General features: G+C 72.9%; 18 protein-coding genes. 11 read left to right on the forward strand and 7 right to left on the reverse strand.

Annotated elements, in window-relative coordinates; genetic code table 11:
• The first annotated feature begins 64 nt into the window (after positions 1–64).
• Both ACN27G_RS36600 and ACN27G_RS36605 read left to right on the forward strand, forming a co-directional pair.
• A complete protein-coding gene (locus ACN27G_RS36600) occupies positions 65–1,099 on the forward strand; it encodes an SIS domain-containing protein (RefSeq protein WP_421497611.1) in 1,035 nt (344 codons plus the stop codon).
• A 92-nt stretch (positions 1,100–1,191) separates the two neighbouring features.
• The gene (locus tag ACN27G_RS36605) at positions 1,192–2,715 is read left to right on the forward strand and encodes a histidine kinase N-terminal domain-containing protein (protein WP_421497166.1); all 1,524 of its coding nucleotides are present in this window, start codon (positions 1,192–1,194) and stop codon (positions 2,713–2,715) included.
• 55 nt (positions 2,716–2,770) lie between these two features.
• Here ACN27G_RS36605 and ACN27G_RS36610 read toward each other — a convergent pair whose 3' ends face one another.
• Entirely contained in the window at positions 2,771–4,198 is a 1,428-nt protein-coding gene (locus tag ACN27G_RS36610) for a glycosyltransferase family 39 protein (protein WP_421497612.1), read from the reverse strand.
• Positions 4,199–4,382: 184 nt separating this feature from the next.
• On the reverse strand, positions 4,383–5,834 hold the full coding sequence (locus ACN27G_RS36615; protein ID WP_421497613.1) for a glycosyltransferase family 39 protein: 1,452 nt from the start codon (positions 5,832–5,834) through the stop codon (positions 4,383–4,385).
• A 430-nt stretch (positions 5,835–6,264) separates the two neighbouring features.
• Between ACN27G_RS36615 and ACN27G_RS36620 the strand changes: the two genes are divergently transcribed.
• The 4 genes from ACN27G_RS36620 (at position 6,265) to ACN27G_RS36635 (ending at position 9,915) form a co-directional block, all read left to right on the forward strand.
• Complete coding sequence (locus ACN27G_RS36620) at positions 6,265–8,004, forward strand: nitrite/sulfite reductase (protein ID WP_421497167.1); 1,740 nt, start codon at positions 6,265–6,267, stop codon at positions 8,002–8,004.
• On the forward strand, positions 8,001–8,177 hold the full coding sequence (locus ACN27G_RS36625) for a hypothetical protein (protein WP_421497168.1): 177 nt from the start codon (positions 8,001–8,003) through the stop codon (positions 8,175–8,177). The genes ACN27G_RS36620 and ACN27G_RS36625 overlap by 4 nt, the downstream gene beginning before the upstream one ends.
• A complete protein-coding gene (locus tag ACN27G_RS36630; protein ID WP_421497169.1) occupies positions 8,174–8,935 on the forward strand; it encodes a phosphoadenylyl-sulfate reductase in 762 nt (253 codons plus the stop codon). Before ACN27G_RS36625 ends, ACN27G_RS36630 begins: the two co-directional genes overlap by 4 nt.
• A gap of 137 nt (positions 8,936–9,072) precedes the next feature.
• Positions 9,073–9,915, forward strand: a complete 843-nt coding sequence (locus ACN27G_RS36635) for a sirohydrochlorin chelatase (RefSeq protein WP_421497170.1) — start codon at positions 9,073–9,075, stop codon at positions 9,913–9,915.
• A gap of 381 nt (positions 9,916–10,296) precedes the next feature.
• Here the strand turns inward: ACN27G_RS36635 and ACN27G_RS36640 are convergent, their stop codons facing one another.
• Together ACN27G_RS36640 and ACN27G_RS36645 are read right to left on the reverse strand one after the other, a co-directional pair.
• Complete coding sequence (locus ACN27G_RS36640) at positions 10,297–10,554, reverse strand: WhiB family transcriptional regulator (protein ID WP_130464821.1); 258 nt, start codon at positions 10,552–10,554, stop codon at positions 10,297–10,299.
• 426 nt (positions 10,555–10,980) lie between these two features.
• A complete protein-coding gene (locus ACN27G_RS36645; protein ID WP_421497171.1) occupies positions 10,981–11,931 on the reverse strand; it encodes a diacylglycerol/lipid kinase family protein in 951 nt (316 codons plus the stop codon).
• Positions 11,932–11,973: 42 nt separating this feature from the next.
• Here ACN27G_RS36645 and ACN27G_RS36650 point away from each other — a divergent pair, with 42 nt between their 5' ends.
• Positions 11,974–12,375, forward strand: a complete 402-nt coding sequence (locus tag ACN27G_RS36650) for a hypothetical protein (RefSeq protein ID WP_421497172.1) — start codon at positions 11,974–11,976, stop codon at positions 12,373–12,375.
• A gap of 97 nt (positions 12,376–12,472) precedes the next feature.
• Here ACN27G_RS36650 and ACN27G_RS36655 read toward each other — a convergent pair whose 3' ends face one another.
• Both ACN27G_RS36655 and sodN read right to left on the reverse strand, forming a co-directional pair.
• Entirely contained in the window at positions 12,473–12,880 is a 408-nt protein-coding gene (locus ACN27G_RS36655) for an anti-sigma regulatory factor (protein WP_421497173.1), read from the reverse strand.
• A gap of 125 nt (positions 12,881–13,005) precedes the next feature.
• Entirely contained in the window at positions 13,006–13,413 is a 408-nt protein-coding gene (sodN, locus tag ACN27G_RS36660) for a superoxide dismutase, Ni (RefSeq protein WP_421497174.1), read from the reverse strand.
• A gap of 158 nt (positions 13,414–13,571) precedes the next feature.
• Between sodN and ACN27G_RS36665 the strand changes: the two genes are divergently transcribed.
• The 4 genes from ACN27G_RS36665 (at position 13,572) to ACN27G_RS36680 (ending at position 17,928) form a co-directional block, all read left to right on the forward strand.
• Positions 13,572–13,847 (forward strand): S24/S26 family peptidase, encoded by a 276-nt coding sequence (locus ACN27G_RS36665; RefSeq protein WP_421497614.1) that lies wholly within the window; start codon positions 13,572–13,574, stop codon positions 13,845–13,847.
• A 181-nt stretch (positions 13,848–14,028) separates the two neighbouring features.
• Positions 14,029–15,255, forward strand: a complete 1,227-nt coding sequence (locus tag ACN27G_RS36670; protein WP_421497615.1) for an NAD(P)-dependent malic enzyme — start codon at positions 14,029–14,031, stop codon at positions 15,253–15,255.
• 66 nt (positions 15,256–15,321) lie between these two features.
• On the forward strand, positions 15,322–16,275 hold the full coding sequence (locus tag ACN27G_RS36675; RefSeq protein ID WP_421497175.1) for a zinc-binding dehydrogenase: 954 nt from the start codon (positions 15,322–15,324) through the stop codon (positions 16,273–16,275).
• A 297-nt stretch (positions 16,276–16,572) separates the two neighbouring features.
• Positions 16,573–17,928: a hypothetical protein gene (locus tag ACN27G_RS36680; RefSeq protein WP_421497176.1), complete on the forward strand. Its 1,356-nt coding sequence runs from the start codon at positions 16,573–16,575 to the stop codon at positions 17,926–17,928.
• Positions 17,929–18,055: 127 nt separating this feature from the next.
• Here ACN27G_RS36680 and ACN27G_RS36685 read toward each other — a convergent pair whose 3' ends face one another.
• Positions 18,056–19,042 (reverse strand): alpha/beta hydrolase family protein, encoded by a 987-nt coding sequence (locus ACN27G_RS36685; RefSeq protein ID WP_421497177.1) that lies wholly within the window; start codon positions 19,040–19,042, stop codon positions 18,056–18,058.
• Positions 19,043–19,132 lie beyond the last annotated feature (90 nt).

Here is a 19,132-nt window from a genome sequence, read left to right on the forward strand (position 1 = left end):
ATTGAGCATGGAACGCGCGGGAATCGCGCATGAGGAGGTCATCGTGGCGCAACCGGGAGCCGGCATGGCGGCGGACATCGCCGAGCAGCCGGAGGGCTTCGCACGACTGCTGGAACCAGCCTCCACGGCGGCGATCGCGCAGGTGGCGGCCGTCGTCGCCGAGCGCCGGCCGAAGCACGTGGTCTTCACCGCACGGGGCACCTCGGACCACGCGGCGCTCTACGCGGCGTACCTCACCGAGATCCGGCTCGGCCTGCCCGCCGGACTCGCCTCGCCGAGCACCATCACCGTCTTCGGGGCCCGGCCCGACCTCTCCCATGCGCTGGTCGTCGGGGTGAGCCAGAGCGGCGGGTCACCCGACCTGACCGAGGTGCTGCGGGTGGCCCGGGAGGCCGGCGCGCTGACCCTGGCGGTGACCAACGCCCCCGACTCCCCGCTGAGCAACGCGGCGGAACTCGCCGTCGACGTGGCGGCCGGGCACGAGCGGGCGGTCGCCGCCACCAAGACGTACACCGCCGAACTGCTCGCCCTGCTGATGCTGGTGGAGGGGATCCGGGCCGGAGACGGCGTACTCCCCGGGCAGGAGCGGGCCGCGCTGGGGGCGCTGCCGGAGCTGGCCGGGCGTACCCTCGCCGACCCGACACCGGAGCAGTTGGCCCCCCGCTACCGCTTCGCGGGCCGGATGGTCACCACCGGCCGGGGCTACGCCTATCCCACCGCCCGCGAGGCGGCCCTGAAGCTGATGGAGACCTCCTACCTGCCGGCGCTGGCCTTCTCCGGCGCCGACCTGCTGCACGGCCCGCTGGCGATGACCGACCCGGACGTGCCGGTGCTGGCCGTGGTCGGCGGGGGTGCCGGCGGCGCGGCCATGCGGGACGTGGTCGCCAGGGTCGCCGAGCGCGGCGCCGACCTGGTCGTCGTCGGTCCCGGCGAGGCGGCCGGCGCCGCCGCCCAGCTGCCCGTCCCCGAGGTCGACGAGCGGTACGCGCCGCTGCTGGACATCCTCCCCGTGCAGCGGCTCGCCCTCGCCCTCGCCCTCGCCCGCGGCGAGGACCCCGACGCCCCCCGCGGCCTCCACAAGGTCACCGCCACCCTCTGAGGTGTAAGGCGGGGGCCCTTCTACAACAGAATCCGATAAGAAGGGCCCCCTCCTTACACCTCGGCCCGGGGCGGGCGTGGCAGGCTTGCCCCGTGTCCACGCTGCGCGATCTCGCCGAGGAGCACACCACCCTGCGTCCGGTCGACATCGACCACCTGCACCGGGTGGCGGGCGACTGGCAACTCCTCTCCGATCTTTCCTTCGCGGATCTGCTGCTCTGGGTGCCGGTCACCGGGACCGACGGCTTCGTCTGCGTCGCCCAGGTGCGGCCGACGACGGCGCCGACCGCGTACCAGGACGACCAGGTGGGCCGGATCTTCGGTGGCCCCGAGGTGGCACACCTGGCGATCGCCTACACCCAGGGCCGGATCTGGCGGGAGGGCGACCCGGTCTGGTACGGCGACACCCCGGCCCGGCACGAGGCGATCCCGGTCCGGCTCCGCACCGGCGACGGCGAGCCCGGTGAGGTGATCGCCGTGGTGGGCCGGGACACCAACCTCTCCACCGCACGCACCCCGAGCCAGCTCGAACTGAACTACCTGACCACCGCCGACGACCTGGCCCAGATGCTCGCCGACGGCACCTTCCCGCCGGTCCGGCACCCCGGCGAGACCACCACGGCGCCCCGGGTCGGTGACGGGCTGGTCCGGTTGGACGCCAACGGCAAGGTCACCTACGCGAGCCCGAACGCGCAGTCCGCGTACCGCCGGTTGGGGTTCGCCTCGCACCTGGTCGGCGAGGACCTGGCGGCGCTGAACGGCCGGCTCGCCGCCGACCCGCTGGAGGGGACCGAGGCGGCGAACCGGGTACTGGCCGCGCTGCGCGGCGAGGCGCCGCCGCGCCGGGAGATCGAGGCCCGGGGGGCGACCGTGCTCACCCGGGCGCTGCCGCTGATGCCGGCCGGGGTGCCGATCGGCGCGCTGGTCCTGGTCAGGGACATGACCGAGGTACGCCGCCGGGACCGCGCCCTGATCACCAAGGACGCCACCATCCGGGAGATCCACCACCGGGTGAAGAACAACCTGCAGACCGTCGCCGCGCTGCTCCGGCTCCAGGCCCGCCGGGTCGGCATCCCGGCCGCCCGGTCCGCCCTGGAGGAGTCGGTACGCCGGGTCGCCTCCATCGCCCTGGTGCACGAGACCCTCTCGATGTCCAGCGACGAGGCGGTCGAGTTCGACGGCATCGTCGACCGGGTCGCGGCGGCCGCCGCCGAGGTGGCCGCGACCGACGTGCCGGTGCGGATGCGCCGGGAGGGGAGCTTCGGGGTACTCCCGGCCGAGATCGCCACCTCGCTGGTGATCGTGCTGAACGAGCTGCTGCTCAACGCCGTCGAGCACGCCTTTCCGGAGCCCGGTGACGGCGACGGCGGTGCGCCGCCGGAGACCACGCCGGCCGAGGTGGTCGTCTCGGCCCACCGGTTCCGCAAGCAACTCCACGTCACGGTCGCCGACAACGGTCAGGGGCTGCCGGAGGAGTTCGACGCCGACCAGGGCGCCACGCTCGGCCTGCAGATCGTCCGGGCGCTCGCCACCGGAGAGCTGCGTGGCACGATCGAGCTGCGCAACCGGACCGAGGCCGGCACCGAGGCGCTGCTGGTGGTCCCACTGGCCCGTTGAGCGGCGGGGCACGGCCGGCCCGGTTCGAAGGGACACCGGCCGCGGACCGGTGGCTTCAGCCGGCGGGCCTGGGGACGAGCAGCGCCACCGTCAGACCGGGGACGGTCCACTGACGCTCGACGAGGAACTCGGCACGCAGCGGATCCGCCCGGTCGGCGGGCATCCTGGCCAACGGATCCCGTTGCTCGCCCAGGGCCAGCAGCCAGATCCGGTCGACCCCGGCCGAGGCCAGGCACTCCGCCGGCCGGTCGCACTCGGTCGCCGAGAGGTCGGCCCGGCGTACCGGGTCCTCGGCCAGGAGTACGTCCCGGGGCGGGTCGCCCGGCAGGTAGTACGCGGTCGCCAGGTCGAGGCGCCCGATGCCCGTCCGGGGCGCGTAGACGATGCCGTCGCCCGGCCGTTGCCGCTCCGCGATGATCGCGACCGCCGCCGGAAAGTCGAGCGGGGCGCTGCGCGGCCACTCGTGGGTACGCCGGAACTCGCGCTGTACCGGCACTCCGAGCAGTCCGGTGACGACCAGGATCGCCAGTACGGCGGGTGGTCTGAGCGTGCTCAGGGTCGCTGCGGCCAGCACGGCGGCGAGTGGCACGACGAAGAGCAGATATCGGGGTACGAAGAGGTCGGTGACCTGGCCGGCGGCGAAGAGCAGCAGCACCGGCAGCAGCACGGCCAGCCCCAGCAGCACACCCGGCCGTCCCCGGTTGGCGACCGCGACGGCGGCCAGCCCCAGCAGCAGGCCGCCGACCGCGCTGGCCTGGGTCAGCGCGCCGGGCACCCCGATCAGGGTGGTGAGGTCGGGCTGCTCCACCCAGCCGAGCTGCCGACCCTGCTGGCCCCGGCCGAGCACGGCCAGCGGCGCCAGCACCAGTCCGGCGGCCCCGACGGCGACCGCCCAGCGCCACAGGATCCCGGGCCGGCGGCAGGTGAGCACGGCGAGTGCGTGCCCCACGACCAGCAGGACCGCGACCAGATGGGCCAGACCCGCTCCGGCCACGGCAGCCGTGTAGCCGGCCCAGCGCGGCCAGCCCGGCCGGTCCATGGCCCGGAGCAGCAGCAGGCCGGCCAGCATCGCGAGCAGGGTGACCAGGGCGTACGAGCGGGCCTCCTGGCCATATCGGGAGGTGCTCGGCAGCACCGCGAAGAGCAGCCCGGCGACCAGCCCGGCGAAGGGGCCGAAGAGACGTGCGCCGAGCAGCGTGGTGAGCGCGGCGGCCCCGGCCATGGCGAGCGCGGAGGGGAGCCGCAACGCGACGGTGGAGTCGCCGGCGACGGCGATCCAGAAGTGCATCAGGAGGTAGTACGGCCCGCTGACCGCGTCGACGTTGCCGGTCAGCCGGAACAGGTCGCCGACCGGGCGGGACGCCGCGCCCCAGGTCGCCAACTCGTCGCGCCACAGCGGGGCCCGGCTCAGCTGGGTGGTCGTGATCGCCAGGGTGACCAGGGCCGGCCAGAGCCAGACCACCCGGTACGTCCAGCCGGGCAGCCGGACCCGGCGGACCGGAGCCGGCAGCAGGGTGCGCCGGACGGCCTGCCCAGGGGTGTCGTCGTCCAGGTCCGCCGACACGGCCCGCGTCTGAGAAGTTTCGATAGCTGCGGATCGTAGCGTGTGGTCGGACGCCGCGAGGCCCCCTCCTGACCGCAGGTTCGGAGCCGCACAGGAGGCTGATTCACGGGCGGGTGCGGACCAGCAGCGCCACGGTGAGCCCGGGCACCGTCCAGCGTCTGTCGATCCGGAACCCGGTTCGCAGCGGCTCGGCGCGGCCGGCCGGCATCGCGTCCAGCGGGTCCGCGTCCTCTCCCCGGGCCAGCAGCCAGAGCCGGTCGACGGTGGCGAGGCACTCCGCCGGCCGGGCGCACTCGGTCGCCCAGAAGTCGCCCCGGCGCGCCTGGTCCTCGACCAGCAGCACGTCGCGGGGGCGGTCGGTCCGCAGGTGGTACGCGGTCGCCAGGTCGAGGAACGCCCAGCCGTCCCGGGGCGCGTAGACGATGCCGTCGCCCGGCCGCTGACGCGTGCCGATGATCCGTATCGCCGCCGGATAGTCGACCGGTGCGCTGCGGGGGGACTCGTGGGTGCGGCGCAGCGCGGCCTGCTCCGGTGCGCCGAGCAGGCCGGCGGCGAGCACGATCGCCAGCGCGGCGCCGAGCCGGAGCGGGGCGAGGGTCGCGGCGGCCAGCAGCGCGGTGAACGGCACCACGAAGAGCAGGTAGCGCGGCACGAAGAGCGGGGTGACCTGGCCGGCGAGGAAGAGCAGCAGCGCCGGCAGCGCCACGGTGAGCCCCAGCAGCACGCCCCGGCGCCCCCGGCTGGCGACGGCGACGGCGGCGAGCCCGACGAGCAGCCCGCCGACGACGCCGGCCTGCACCACGCTGCCGGGCAGCCCCAGCAGGCTCGCCGGGCCGGGCCGGCCGACCCAGTCGAGTTGCCGACCCTGCTGGCTCCGGCCGAGCAGCGCCAGCGGGGCCAGCACCAGTCCGGCGGCGAGGACGGAGACCACCCAGCGGAGCCGTACCCCAGCCGGCCGGCGGGTGCCGGCGGATCCGGCAGGCCGGCGGGTGCCGGCGGCGAGGGCGTGCCCGAGGAGCAGGCTGAGCGCGAAGAGGTTGGCCAGGCCCAGCCCGGCGACCGCCGCCGCGTAGCCGGCCCAGCGGGGGAGGGAGGGCCGGTCCAGCGCCCGGCACAGCAGCAGGGTGGCGAGCAGCGCCAGGAGCGTGACCAGGGCGTACGGCCTGGCCTCCTGGCCGTACCGGGAGGTGCTGGGCAGGATCGCGAAGAGCAGCCCGGCGAGCAGCCCGGCCCGGGGTCCGAAGAGGCGCGCGCCGAGCAGGGTGGTGAGCGCGGCGGCGCCGGCCATGGCGAGCGCGGAGGGGAGCCGCAGCGCGGTCACCGGATCCCCGGCGCTCGCCAGCCAGCCCCACATCAGCAGGTAGTACGCCCCGTTGACCGCGTCGATGGTGCCGACCAGCCGGAACAGGTCGCCGAGGGGGCGGGTGGCGGCGCTCCAGGTCGCCAGCTCGTCCCGCCACAGCGGCGCGCGGTCGAGCTGGACGGCGGTGACGACGAGGGTGAGCAGCCCTGGCCAGAGCCAGTACGCCCGGCGGAGTCGGTCCGGCAACCGGATCCGGTCCCATGCCGAGGCACGATCCGACGCGGGAGATGAACCTTTTGTCGTATCAGTTCCAATATTCGAGAGCGTAGCGTGAAGCCGGCCACAACGGGTCCGCCAGGCGGGATCCTTGCTCGCAGCCGGTGGTCCGGTGGATACGGATGTGGCAGCATGACGGGCATGACCGCCGCCGAGCGCCGCTTCGCGAGGCCGGGATTCACCTCCCGCCGCCACGTGGACTACGGCCGCGTTCGCAGCGCGATCTGTCCGGCCCACTGACGCCGCTCGGACCAGTTCCGTCCCGGGCGCGCGGTGCCCCGGCCTCTCCGACACCGTCGCTGTCGACATCGTCGTTCCGGCCCCCGGCGTTCCGGCCCTTCCCGGGCCGAGCGCCGCCGCCCCGCGCGCCCACCCGAAGCCACAGCAGACAACGGAGGACGCCGCGATGGCGGTCAGTGACACGCCGGCCCGGCCCGGCGCCAGCAGCGCACCGGCGGGCGGCAGCGTACGCGCGGCCCGACCGGCCCGCCGGCCCCGGGGCGAGGGGCAGTGGGCGCTCGGCCACCGCGAGCCGCTCAACCCCAACGAGCGGACCAAGAAGGACGACAACCCGCTCAACGTACGGGCCCGGATCGAGAACATCTACGCGCACCGGGGCTTCGCCTCGATCGACCCGCAGGACCTGCGCGGCCGGTTCCGCTGGTGGGGGCTCTACACCCAGCGCAAGGCAGGGATCGACGGCGGCCGCACCGCGGTCCTGGAGCCGCACGAGCTCGAAGACGAATATTTCATGCTCCGGGTCCGCATCGACGGCGGCCAGCTCAGCCTGGAGCAGCTCCGCACCATCGCCGACATCTCCCAGACCTACGCCCGGGACAGCGCCGACATCACCGACCGGCAGAACATCCAGCTGCACTGGATCCGGGTCGAGGACATGCCGGAGATCTGGCGCCGGCTGGAGGCGGTGGGGCTGCAGACCACCGAGGCGTGCGGCGACTGCCCCCGGGTGGTGCTCGGCAGCCCGGTCTCCGGGGTCGCCGAGGCGGAGCTGCTCGACCCGACGCCCGCGATCGACGAGATCGTCCGGCGCTACGTCGGTGACCAGAAATACTCCAACCTGCCGCGCAAGTTCAAGTCCTCGATCTCCTGGCTGGTCGACACGCCGTACGAGGTCAACGACATCTCCTTCCTCGGCGTCGACCATCCGGAGCACGGCCCCGGCTTCGACCTCTGGGTCGGCGGCGGGCTGAGCACCAACCCGATGCTGGCGCAGCGGCTCGGCGTCTGGGTGCCGCTCGACGAGGTGCCGGACGTCTGGGCCGGGGTGGTCGGGATCTTCCGTGACTACGGCTACCGGCGGCTGCGGCACCGCGCCCGGCTCAAGTTCCTGGTCGCCGACTGGGGAGTCGCGAAGTTCCGCGAGGTGCTGGAGAAGGAGTACCTCGGCCGGGGACTGCTCGACGGGCCGGCTCCGGACCTGCCGGGAAAGCCGATCGACCACATCGGGGTGCACCGGCAGCGGGACGGGCGCAACTACGTCGGGGCCGCCCCCGTGGTGGGTCGGGTCTCCGGCACCCAGCTCGCCGAGCTGGCCGACGCCGCCGCCGAGCACGGCAGCGGGCGGGTGCGGCTCACCCCGTACCAGAAGCTGCTGGTCCTGGACGTGCCGCCGGAGCGGACCGACTCGCTGGTCGCGGCGCTGCGCCGGATCGGCCTGGAGGCGTTCCCGTCGGTCTGGCGGCGGGACACCATGGCCTGCACCGGCCTGGAGTTCTGCAAGCTCGCCATCGTCGAGACCAAGGCCCGGGGGCAGGAGCTGGTGGCCCGGCTGGAGGAGCGGCTCGCCGGCGCCGACCTCGGCGAGGCGGGCCTGAGCATCCACATCAACGGCTGCCCGAACGCCTGCGCCCGGACCCAGACCGCCGACATCGGCCTCAAGGGCCAGCTCGTGGTCGGGCCGGACGGGCGCCAGGTCGAGGGCTTCCAGGTGCACCTCGGCGGCGGCCTGGGCATGGCCCAGGGCCACTCCGCCGGCTTCGGCCGCAAGCTGCGCGGCCTCAAGACCACCGCGGCGGAGCTTCCCGAGTACGTCGAGCGGCTGACCCGGCGCTATCTGGACGGCCGCACCGAGGGCGAGAGCTTCGCCAACTGGGTCGTGCGAGTCGACGAGGAGGAACTGCGATGAGTGGTGAGACCCGAGCCGCGCCGCTGTACTGCCCGTACTGCGGCGAGGAGGACCTGCGCCCGCACGAGGCGTCGCACGGTTCCTGGGAGTGCCGGGCCTGCGCCCGGGTCTTCACGGTGAAGTTCACCGGCCTGCTCGCCACGGCCGTCTCCGACGAGGGACGGTTGTCGTGAGCCCCGTCGCCGCGGCCGGCTTCGGGCTGGTCACGCTCGGGCCCGAGGTGCCGGCCGACCCCTCGCGGCGCGACCCGGCGGAGTTGCGGGCGCTGGCCGAGGAGGCCAACCGCGCACTCGAGGGTGCGCCGGCCCAGGAGATCGTCCGCTGGGCGGTCGACGAGTTCGGCGACCGGTTCTGCGTCACCAGCTCGATGGCGGACGCCGTGCTCGCGCACGTGGTGTCCCGGGTGGCGTCCGGAGTGGACGTGCTCTTCCTGGACACCGGGCTGCACTTCCCCGAGACACTCCGGGTACGCGACACCGTGGCCCGTACCCTGCCGGTCAACGTACGCTCGATCCGGGCCCGGCAGACCGTCGGCCAGCAGGACGGCGAGTACGGCCCCCGGCTCTTCTCCCGGGCACCGGACGAGTGCTGCGCGCTGCGGAAGGTGGCGCCGTTGGAGCGGGCCCTGGCCGACTACGACGCCTGGGCGGCCGGCCTGCGCCGCGACGAGTCGCCGACCCGGGCCAACACCCCGGTGGTCGGCTTCGACCCGCGACGCGGCAAGGTCAAGGTGAATCCGATCGCCGCCTGGACCCAGGCCGACGTCGACGCCTACATCTCCCGGTGGAACGTGCCGGTCAACGAGCTGTTCCGGCAGGGCTACACCTCGATCGGCTGCTGGCCCTGCACCCGGCGCACCAGGGCGGGCGAAGACCCCCGGGCGGGCCGCTGGGCCATGTTCGAGAAGACCGAGTGCGGCCTACACGTGTGACCGCCGGGGCCGCCGGAGGGACCCCCGTCCGGGCCGGCCCTGGCCACGGCCACGGCACTGACCCTGGCCCTGGTACCGATCCCGGGCCGCTGGCCTCCGGGCCGGCGGCCGGGCTCGGGCCGGCGCCGGTCGTGCTGGTGGCGCACGGCAGCGGGGATCCCCGCGCCGCCCGGGCGACCGAGGCGCTGACCCGGGCCGTGGTGGCGGCCCGACCCGGGCTGCTGGCCCGGGCGAGCTATCTCGACCACGGCCCGCCCCGGCCCGGCGCCGTGCTTGCCGAGCTGGAGGCGGCCGGGCACCGGCGGGCCGTCCTGGTGCCGCTGCTGCTCACCGCCGCATATCACGGGCGGGTCGACATCCCCGGTGCCGTCGAGGCGGCCCGGCGGGCGGGGCTGCGCATGCCGGTACGCACCGCCGAGGTGCTCGGGCCGACGGCGGCCGGCGTCGACCCTCGACTCCTGGCCGGGCTGCTGCGCCGGCTCACCGAGGCGCTCGGCACCGCCGGGGTGCTCGGCACCGCCACGAGCCGGCAGCGCGGGGTCGATCCCGCGTCGGGCTCGACCGACGGGATCGCCGTGGCGGGCCCGCTCGGCGGGGCTGACACCGTGGCGGGCTCGGTCGGCGGGGTCGATGCCGTGGTGGTGGCGGCCGCCGGCACCCGGGACGCGGCGGCCCGGGAGACCGTGGAGCAGGTGGCGGAGGCGCTTGGCGCCACGCTGGGCCTTCCGGCCCGGGTCGGGTACGCCTCCGCGGCGCCGCCGACGGCCGGTACGGCGGTCACCGCGCTGCGGGACGCCGGCGCCCGACGGGTGGCGGTGGCGACGTACTTCCTGGCGCCGGGCCGGCTCTGCGAGACGGCGATGGCCTCGGCCCGGGAGGCCGGTGCGGTTGCGCTGGCCGCCCCGCTGGGCGACGCGCCGGAGCTGGTCCGACTCGTACTCGCCCGGGCGGACGCGGCGGCGACCGGTGACGCCCCGTAGCGGTCGCGGTGCAGTCGATCGACAGCGGATCGACGAGCGGGATTCGCGACGACTCAGCGTAGCTACTCGTGGCCACGTACCGTAGTCGTCGGCGGCGCGGCGCGGCAGACCGCCGCCATCGGCATTGCAGGGGTCGGTGCCGGCGATGGTTCGGTGGACGGCAGGAAGTGTGGACGCCCGTTCGGAATCACGCGGCCCCATGAAGGGAAAACGCCTTACGGGTTCTCGGTCGACGAATTGGTGAGCAGAATGTCGTCGATCCACTCTCCATCGTCACGGCAACAGCAGAACGCGTTCCGTGAATGACAGAACGTGTTAGTGCGGAACAGCAGAACGCCCCGGAGGTCGATCCCTCCGGGGCGTCCGATGCCTTGCGGTTGGTCAGGCGGAGTGAGCGCGCAGAACCCGAAGGCCGCCACGGCGCTTGACGGCGCGCCGCTCTTCTTCGCTCATTCCGCCCCAGACGCCGGCGTCCTGACCGGACTCGAGCGCCCACTGCAGGCACTCGTCGGTCACGGAGCAACGCCGGCAGACGGCCTTGGCCTGCTCGACCTGCAGGACGGCGGGGCCGGACGTTCCGATCGGAAAGAACAGCTCCGGGTCCTCGTCGCGGCAGGCAGCATGGTGGCGCCAGTCCATGGCGGCAACACTCCTCAATCTGGGTGGGCGGCAGTGCTTTGTGGATCTTTTCTATATGCGTCCGCGGTGCCGATCACGACGGCGTGGGGCCCGTCGGTTCGGCAGCGCGAGAGCAGGCTTTGTGTTGCGGGACCCGCGCGGCGCCGGTCGGTCGTCGATCGACCGCGCCCACGCAATCTCCCGGTAACTCAAGTTCGCTTGTGAATACTTTCACGAACCCTCGCGATGTCAAGGGTAGCGCCCGGAAAAACTCTGGACGGGTGAGACAGGTCACGGCCCATTTGTCCGGATCTCCGCCCTCGTCGGCACCCGGTGCGCCACAGCCGAGAATCAATATAGTACAGTCCGCCCGACATTGCTGGCATTTCCGGCACCGTCCTCGCAAGTTGCCGCACAGGTTCGCTACCGGTAGCTCTACCCCCAGGCTCAGCAGATTACTCGCAGTGCGGCCGCGACGGACGTGAACCGGACCTTGTTTCGCTCCCCGAGGTAGTCGCCGTCCAGCTGGAACGCCTGCGGCTGCTCGGCGACCAGGGTGAACTCCTCCAGGTCGTGCAGCCGCAGGATCTGCCGGCCGCGCGGATCCGGTCGCCTCGACAGGCTCTGGGTGACCATCCGGGTGGTGCTCGGCACCCGCAGCCGGCGCAGCGCCAGCACGTCCAGGCCCAGGTCGAACGAGGCGTCCGGGTTCGGGTTGACCTCGCGGTCCCCGACGTACGTCCAGGGGGCGGTGTTCTGGATGACCACCGTCGCCAGCTCACCCTCGGTGGTCTCGCCCGGCCGTTCCAGCCTGATCCCCGGATGCCGCCGCTCGGCGCCGACGAGATATTGGCCGACGATCGACCGCAGGTACAACCCGGGAGTGGAGACCCGGCCCCGGCGGCGGGCCCGCTCCACCCGGTGGATCACCGCCGCGTCCATGCCCAGCCCGGCGCAGAAGGTGAAGTAGCGGTCGTCGGCGAGGCCGAGGCCGATGGTGCGGCTGCGGCCCACCCGCAGTGCCTCCAGGATCATGCTGGTCGCCTCCGGCCACTCCCGGGGCAGGCCCAGCGCCCGGGCGAAGACGTTTGTCGAGCCACCCGGCACCGCCGCCAGCGCCGGCAGCCGCTCGGCCGGCAGCCGGTCCTCGGCGCTGCCCGACGGCCCCGCGGTCATCAGCCCGTTGACCACCTCGTTGACGGTGCCGTCACCACCGAGGGTAACCACCAGATCGACGCCCTGCCGGGCGGCCATCCGGGCCAGTGCGACGGCGTGGCCGCGCCGCCGGGTGTACTCGACGGTGAGATCCACCTCGCTGCGGAGCGCACGGACGAGTACGTCCCGGCCCCGACCCGTCGTGGTGGTGGCCTTGGGGTTGACCACCAGGATGGCCCGCATGGGCGGCACTGTACCGCGAGCGACCGGGGTATCGTGGCGGCCGTGACAACCCGTCCCGAACCGGCACCCGGGCCGCTGCGATGGGCGGTCTGGCTGCTCCGCGCCGAGGGGGTCGGGCTGGCGCTGCTGACGCTCCTCCTGCTCTACGAACTCTTCACCGCGACCGCGACCGACCTGCTCTCCGCAATACTGGTCACCGCGTTCGCGGCGGGTGGCGCGGCGGCGCTGTGGCTGATCGGCACCGCGCTCGGCCGGCGCCGGCCGGCGGCCCGGGCCCCGGCCATCGTGCTGCAACTCATGCTGCTGCCGATCGGCTACTTCATGATCCAGGGCGGGCTGGCCTGGCTGGGTGGACCGCTGATCGTGCTCGGCCTGCTGGTCGTCGGCCTGTTGATCAGCACCTCGACCAACCGCGCCCTCGGCTTCGACACCGAACGGGCCTGACGCCTCCGGCCGGTTCGACCGGAGGCCGAACCGGTGCCGCTTCGTGCCGGGCCCGACCGGAGGCCGACCGGCGGGAGGTCACATCTCGGCGGGCGGGTCAGACCTCGGCGGCGCGCCGGGTGAGCAGGGTGATGACGGCCCGGTCACCGGTGGCCGTCGCGGTGGCCGAGGTGGTCAGCGCGGTCAGCACCTTCCAGGCGAACGACGACTCGGCCGGCAGCCGCGCTCCCCGGGTGGTGGGGACCGAGACCTCCACGGTGAGCGCGTCGTCGCTGACCGAGAACCGGCAGTCGAGCTCGGCGTCCCGGGTGGCGACGGCGAGCAGCATGGCGCATGCCTCGTCGACCGCGATGCGCAGATCCTCGATCTCGTCCAGAGCGAAGTGCAGGCGCGCGGCGAGACCGGCGGTCGCGGTCCGTAGCACGCCGAGGAATCCACCATCGGCGGGCACGGTCAGCAGGACGACGTCGTCGCCGGTCGTCGGCGGTGTGGTCAGTGAAGTCACCAGCGCTGCCCCCCGTCTCGGACTCTACCGGCCCGTCGCACCGGCGTGCCGACCGGATCCGCGACCCGGCCGGCACGCCGCCGACGATGTCCCGCCGGGACTGACCTCCGGCGGGTGGCAGGGACTCACGCCTGCTTGGTCTCCCAGAAGATCTTCGCGATCTCGTCGATCTTCTGCAGCAGCTCGTCGGCCTTTGAGGCGTCGGTCGTGGCCTTGGTGCCGCCGCCACCACCGGCGAGCTTGGTGGCCTCGTTGAAGAGCTGGTGCAGCTGGGGGTACTTCTCGAAGTGCGGGGGCTTGAAGTAGTCGGTCCAGAGCACCCAGAGGTGGTGCTTGACCAGCTCGGAGCGCTGCTCCTTGATGATCAGCGCCCGGGTGCGGAACTCGGGGTCGGTGTTCGCCGCGTACTTCTCGTCGATGGCCTTGATCGACTCGGCCTCGATCCGGGCCTGCGCGGGGTCGTAGACCCCACAGGGCAGGTCGCAGTGGGCACGGGCGACGAAGCGTGGTGTAAGGATGCGTGGAAGCCGCATGGGACCCTCCAAGGCACGTCTGTGATGATCCAGGATGACAGTACTCCTGCGATATGTCCCCGAAGGGGCGGAGGTGAAACTCGGTGTCCACCGCCCCTTCCGCCGCTGCCGGGCGGCCCGGTGGGCCGCTCTTCGCCGTACTCGTGGTCGGACCCTCGATGGTGCCGACCCTGCGGCACGGCGACGCGTTGCTGGTGCGGCGCGGCGGTCGCGCCGTCCGCGCTGGCGACCTGGTGGTCGGCACCTTCCGGACCCGGCCCGACCTGCTCGTGGTCAAGCGTGCGGCGCGTCCCGTGGACGGTGGCTGGGAACTGCGTGGCGACAACGCGTTGGTGACCGACGACTCCCGGGTGTACGGCGTGGCCGACGTCCTCGGCCGGGTGGTTCTCCGGTACTGGCCCCGACCGACGTGGTTCTCCGTCCCGTCGGTATGACCCTGCGAGCCAACCGGACCGTCCGGTCGCACTATGCTCTGTAGTCCATACCCGGGTGACCCCCGCACCGCCGCTGGCGGCCGCCGATCTCGCGTCCAGCCGACGGCTCCCACTGCTCGTCGCGATTTCTGGAGTCACCATGTCACCCACTGCTGTGGATCCGTCCGATCCTGCCTTCGAACTGCATCGGGGCGGCAAGCTCTCGGTCGCCTCGACCGTGCCGCTGGCCACCCGGGAGGACCTGTCCCTCGCCTACACCCCGGGGGTGGCCCGGGTCTGCGAGGCGATCGCCGCCGACCCCGCCCTGGTCGACGACTACACGTGGGTCTCGCACACGGTGGCGGTGGTCACGGACGGTTCGGCAGTGCTCGGGCTGGGCAACATCGGGCCACGTGCGGCGATGCCGGTCATGGAGGGCAAGGCGGTGCTCTTCAAGCAGTTCGGCGGCGTGGACGCGGTGCCGATCTGCCTGGACACCCAGGACACCGACGAGATCGTCGCGCTGGTGACCGCGCTGGCTCCGTCGTTCGGCGGCATCAACCTGGAGGACATCAGCGCGCCACGGTGTTTCGAGATCGAGCGCCGGCTGGAGGAGGCGCTGCCGATCCCGGTCTTCCACGACGACCAGCACGGCACCGCCGTCGTGGTGCTCGCCGCGCTGCGCAACGCCGCCACGCTGCTCAACCGCAAGCTCGGCGACCTGCGGGTGGTGGTCAGCGGCGCCGGTGCGGCCGGTGTCGCGGTGACCAAGATGTTGGCGGCCGGAGGCGTCAGCCCGGACGAGGTGGTGGTCTGCGACTCCCGGGGCATCCTGCACCCGGACCGGCCGGACCTGACCGCGTCAAAGGCCGAGCTGGCCGAGCTGACCAACGCCGCTGGCCGGGTCGGCGGGATCACCGAGGCGCTCCGTGACGCCGACGTGCTGATCGGAGTCTCCGGGGGCGAGATCCCGGAGGAGGCGGTGGCCGGGATGGCGCCCGGCGGCGCCGTCTTCGCGCTCGCCAACCCGACCCCCGAGGTGCACCCCGAGGTGGCCGCCAGGTATGCGGCGGTGGTGGCGACCGGCCGCAGCGACTACCCCAACCAGATCAACAACGTGCTGGCCTTCCCCGGCATCTTCCGGGGCGCGCTGTCGGCGCGGGCCACCCGGATCACCGAGGGCATGAAGGTGGCGGCCGCGGACGCGATCGCGGCGGTGGCCGTCGAGGCGGCGTGGTCCGACGGTGCGCATCAGGATGGTGCGCATCAGGACGGCGCGCATCAGGACGGCGCGCATCAGGACGGTGCCGACGTCGGGCAGCTTCGGATCGACGCCATCGTCCCGTCACCGCTCGACCCGAGGGTCGCGCCCGCGGTGGCGGAGGCGGTGGCCGAGGCGGCCCGACGCGACGGCGTGGCCCGCGCCTGAGCAGAAGGGCCTGCCCGGGTCGGCCGGGCGGGGCGGAGGCTGTCGGCCGGGTGTAGCGTCTCGATCATGCGTGCCGCCTACGCCTCGACCCTCGATGCCGACGATCCCCTCGCCGCCCTGGTCGTCGGGGACCGGCCGGAGCCGGCGCATCCGGAGCCGGACTGGGTGACGGTGGAGGTCAGGGCCAGCTCGCTCAACCACCACGACCTCTGGTCGCTGCGCGGGGTCGGGCTCGCCGCCGGCCTGCTGCCGATGATTCTCGGCTGTGACGCCGCCGGGGTCGATCCGGACGGCAACGAGGTCGTGCTCCATCCGGTGATCCCGGACCGGGCCGACCCCCGGGGGTTCTCGCTGCTCTCCGAGCGGCACCAGGGCACCCTGGCCGAGCGGGTCGCGGTGCCGCGCGCCAATCTGGTGCCGAAGCCGGCCGGGCTCTCCTTCGCCGACGCGGCCTGCCTGCCGACGGCGTGGCTGACCGCGTACCGGATGCTCACCGCGCGGGGACGGGTGGAGGCAGGGGAGTCGGTGCTGGTGCAGGGGGCCGGCGGCGGCGTGGCGACCGCCGCCGTGGTGCTCGCGGTGGCGCTCGGCAAGCGGGTGTACGCGACCAGCCGCGACCCGGGCAAGCGGGAGCGCATCACCGCGCTCGGGGCGACGGCGGTGGAGCCCGGAGCCCGGCTGCCGGAGCGGGTCGACGTGGTCATCGAGACGGTCGGTGCCGCCACCTTCGACCACTCGCTCAAGTCGGCGGCCCCGGGCGCCCGGATCGTCGTCTGCGGTGCGACGGCCGGATACGAGCCGGCGGTGAACCTCCGTCGTGTCTTCGCCATGCAGCTGGAGATCCTGGGATCGAGCATGGGGACGGCGGCGGAGCTGGCCGAGCTGCTGGAGCTCTGCGTCCGGCGGGAAATCCGGCCGGTGATCGACGGCAGGTACCCGTTTCCGGAGGTCCGCGCGGCGTTCTCCCGGCTCCTCTCCGGCCAGGTCTTCGGCAAGGTGGTTCTGGACCACACCGCATAGCGCCGAGGCGTGCCCGGCCCTGAGACGGCCGTAACCTGCGATCGTCACGGTGCGAACACGCGCGGTTACAGTATTTGAAAATCCGGACGTTCCGCCCGGTCATGTGGCCGAGACGCGGCGGGATAAGTCGCCGACAATGCACCGGAAAGTCGGGGTAAAGCCGGACTTCAAGAAAAATAAAGGTTAGGTCCGTGGTCATTCCTTCGCGTCTCCGGCTGCTTGGGGACGGCGGGTACAGTCGTCCCGTTCCGCCCCTCTCTGATCGGATGATCTGTACGGCGAAGGAGTCGGATCTTGATGAGTTTCTCTGCGGCGGGCCAGCATAATCCCCGACGGTCACCGTCCCGGCGTACCCATTGGCGCGGCTGGCGTACGCCACGGTCCCTGGTGGTGAGTTCGGCGACGGTGGGGATCATTATCGCCGGGATCGGGGTGGCGGTCGCCAGCAGCGGTGACGGCTCGATGACCATCACCCGGAACGGGGCGGTGCTGGACGGTCGGACGATTGACGGGTATGTGCACATCAAGGCGAATGACGTCACTATCCGGAATAGCACCGTCAAGTACGGCGGCGCGCACGCCGTGCGGATCTTCGAGGGCTTCTCCGGCGCCCTGATCGAGAACACCAAGATTGAGTGCACCCGGCCCGGGACGAACGGTCTGGTGTTCGGTAACTACACGGCCCGCAGGGTGCGGGTCGTCGGTTGCCGGAACGGCTTCCTGCACTCGCCGGAGGCCCCGGCGACGATCGTCATGTCGACCTGGAACGGCAAGCCGGTCGCCGCCGGCGACCTTCCTCCGGCCGCCGAGCCGGCGCCGGATCCCACGACGCCGACGCCCGACGCCGCCCCGACCACTCCGGACGGGCCGGCCCCGGCCGCCGCGGCGACCGAGACCAGGGCGCCGATCAACCGGGCGCCCGGCACCTTCCCCGGCCCCGACGACACCGGGGTGCCCGCCGGCACCTCCCTCAGGGCCTCGGGCTCGATCAAGGTCACCCAGGACGGTCAGGTGCTCAGCGGTCTTAACATCACCGGCTGCGTGACCGTCACCGCCAAGAACGTCATCCTGCGGAAGTCGCGGATCACCTGCGACGGAATCTACTCCATCCGCACGATAAACGCGGTGAATCTGGTGGTCGAAGACGTCGAGATCAACGGCATGGGAAAGAACTCGGCGGCGGTCTGCTGTGGTGATTACACGCTGCGTCGGGTCGACATCAGCAATGTCATCGACGGCCCCCGGCTCGGCAGCAACGTCGTGGTCGAAGATTCCTGGATCCACCACCTGACCCGGGGACCCGGCTCGCACAACGACACGCTCCAGACCACCGGCGCGTCGAATATCGTGGTCCGGGGAAACTCGCTGGAGGCGTACAACCCGGTCACCAAGGATCCGTTCAACGCATGCCTGATGATCGGATCGACCACCGGGCCGATCGTCTCCAATCTGGTATTCGAACGCAACTACTGCAACGGTGGAAACTATTCTATCGGGGTGCGTACCGACCTCAACGCCGCCAACATCCGGGTGAGCGGCAACGTCTTCGGGCGAAACCACAGATATGGCGTGATAGCCCGGCCGGACCAGGCCGGCATCACCTGGGACCGGGCGACCAACCTCTACGCGGACAACCGCAAGCCGGTCGTGTAGCCGAAGCCCATCCCTCGGAGAGCGCGGCCGGTCGGGCCAGGACCGGCCGCGCTCGCGGCTGAGCCAGGCGCCCGGGGCTGAGCCAGGCGCCCGAGGGCTGACTCAGCCTCCCGGGAGCGGAGTCGGATCAGAGCCGGTCGTCGAGGGTGGCCAGGCCGCCCCGGGTCGCCTGCGCCGGCAGCCGGCGCAGTGCCCGGGCGTCGCCGTAGAGGGTCCAGCGCAGAAACTCGACGGTGGTGCCGGTGACCACGTCGAGGGCGCGCTCGTCGCTGCCGCGCAGCGCGCCGCCATGGTCGCCGTCCGGCAGCGTCAGCATCGCCTTCGGCCAGGGGACCCGGTCGTACGCCGCCTTGCCGGCCTGGTACGACACCACGTCGTCGAGCTCCCCGTGCACGAAAAGCTGCGGCGCGGCCGACCCGCTGAACGTGGTGCCGACGCCGAGCGCGGTGCCGGCGAGCACGATTCCGGCGTCGAGCCGGGCGTCCCGGCCGGCGGTGAAGAGCCCGATGGTGGTGACGCCGCCCGCCGAGTGCCCGGCCGCGGCCACCCGGTCGACGGCCAGATGGCCCCGGAACGGGTCATCGGCGGCACCAGCCAGGGCCAGCACGCGGGTGAGCACGTACGACGCGTCCGCCGGCTGGTTCACCACGTCGAGCACCTCCAGCTCCGACGCGCCCCGGCTCGTGTGCGGATAGGTCGGCGCCACCACCATGAAACCCGCGGCCGACCAGCGGGTCAGCAGCGCCCGGTAGTCCGACGGCCGGCCGGTCAGGCCGTGGCTGAACAGCACCACCGGAAACCGTCCGTCGGCGACCCTGGCATTCCGCTGCGGCGACCCGCCGGCCGCGCCCTTCGCCGGATACCAGACGGTGACCGGCAGCCGGCGGTCACCGCCCCGGTTGTAGGTCAGCTCCCGTCTTCCGACCGCGAACCGTCGGCTCGGTGCGACGCCTCCCGGCGTGGCGGTCGCGGCGTCGCTGGCCGAGGTCGGGCTCCCCGAGGGCCGGGGAGGCCCGGCGGCCGAGGAGCCGGATCCGGAGGAGCAGCCGAGCACCGCCAGGGTCGTCGCGACGGTCGCGCCGGCCAGCACGGCGCGGAAGGGTTGTCGGCGCATGGCATCGATTCTGCCTCGCCCGCCGACCTCGCCGGCCCCGCTCGCCCCCGAACGGTTAGGAAGGGCCCCCGCTACAACAAAAAGCGATAA

This window comes from Plantactinospora sp. WMMB334 (genome assembly GCF_049179095.1).
Taxonomy (GTDB): Bacteria; Actinomycetota; Actinomycetes; order Mycobacteriales; family Micromonosporaceae; genus Plantactinospora.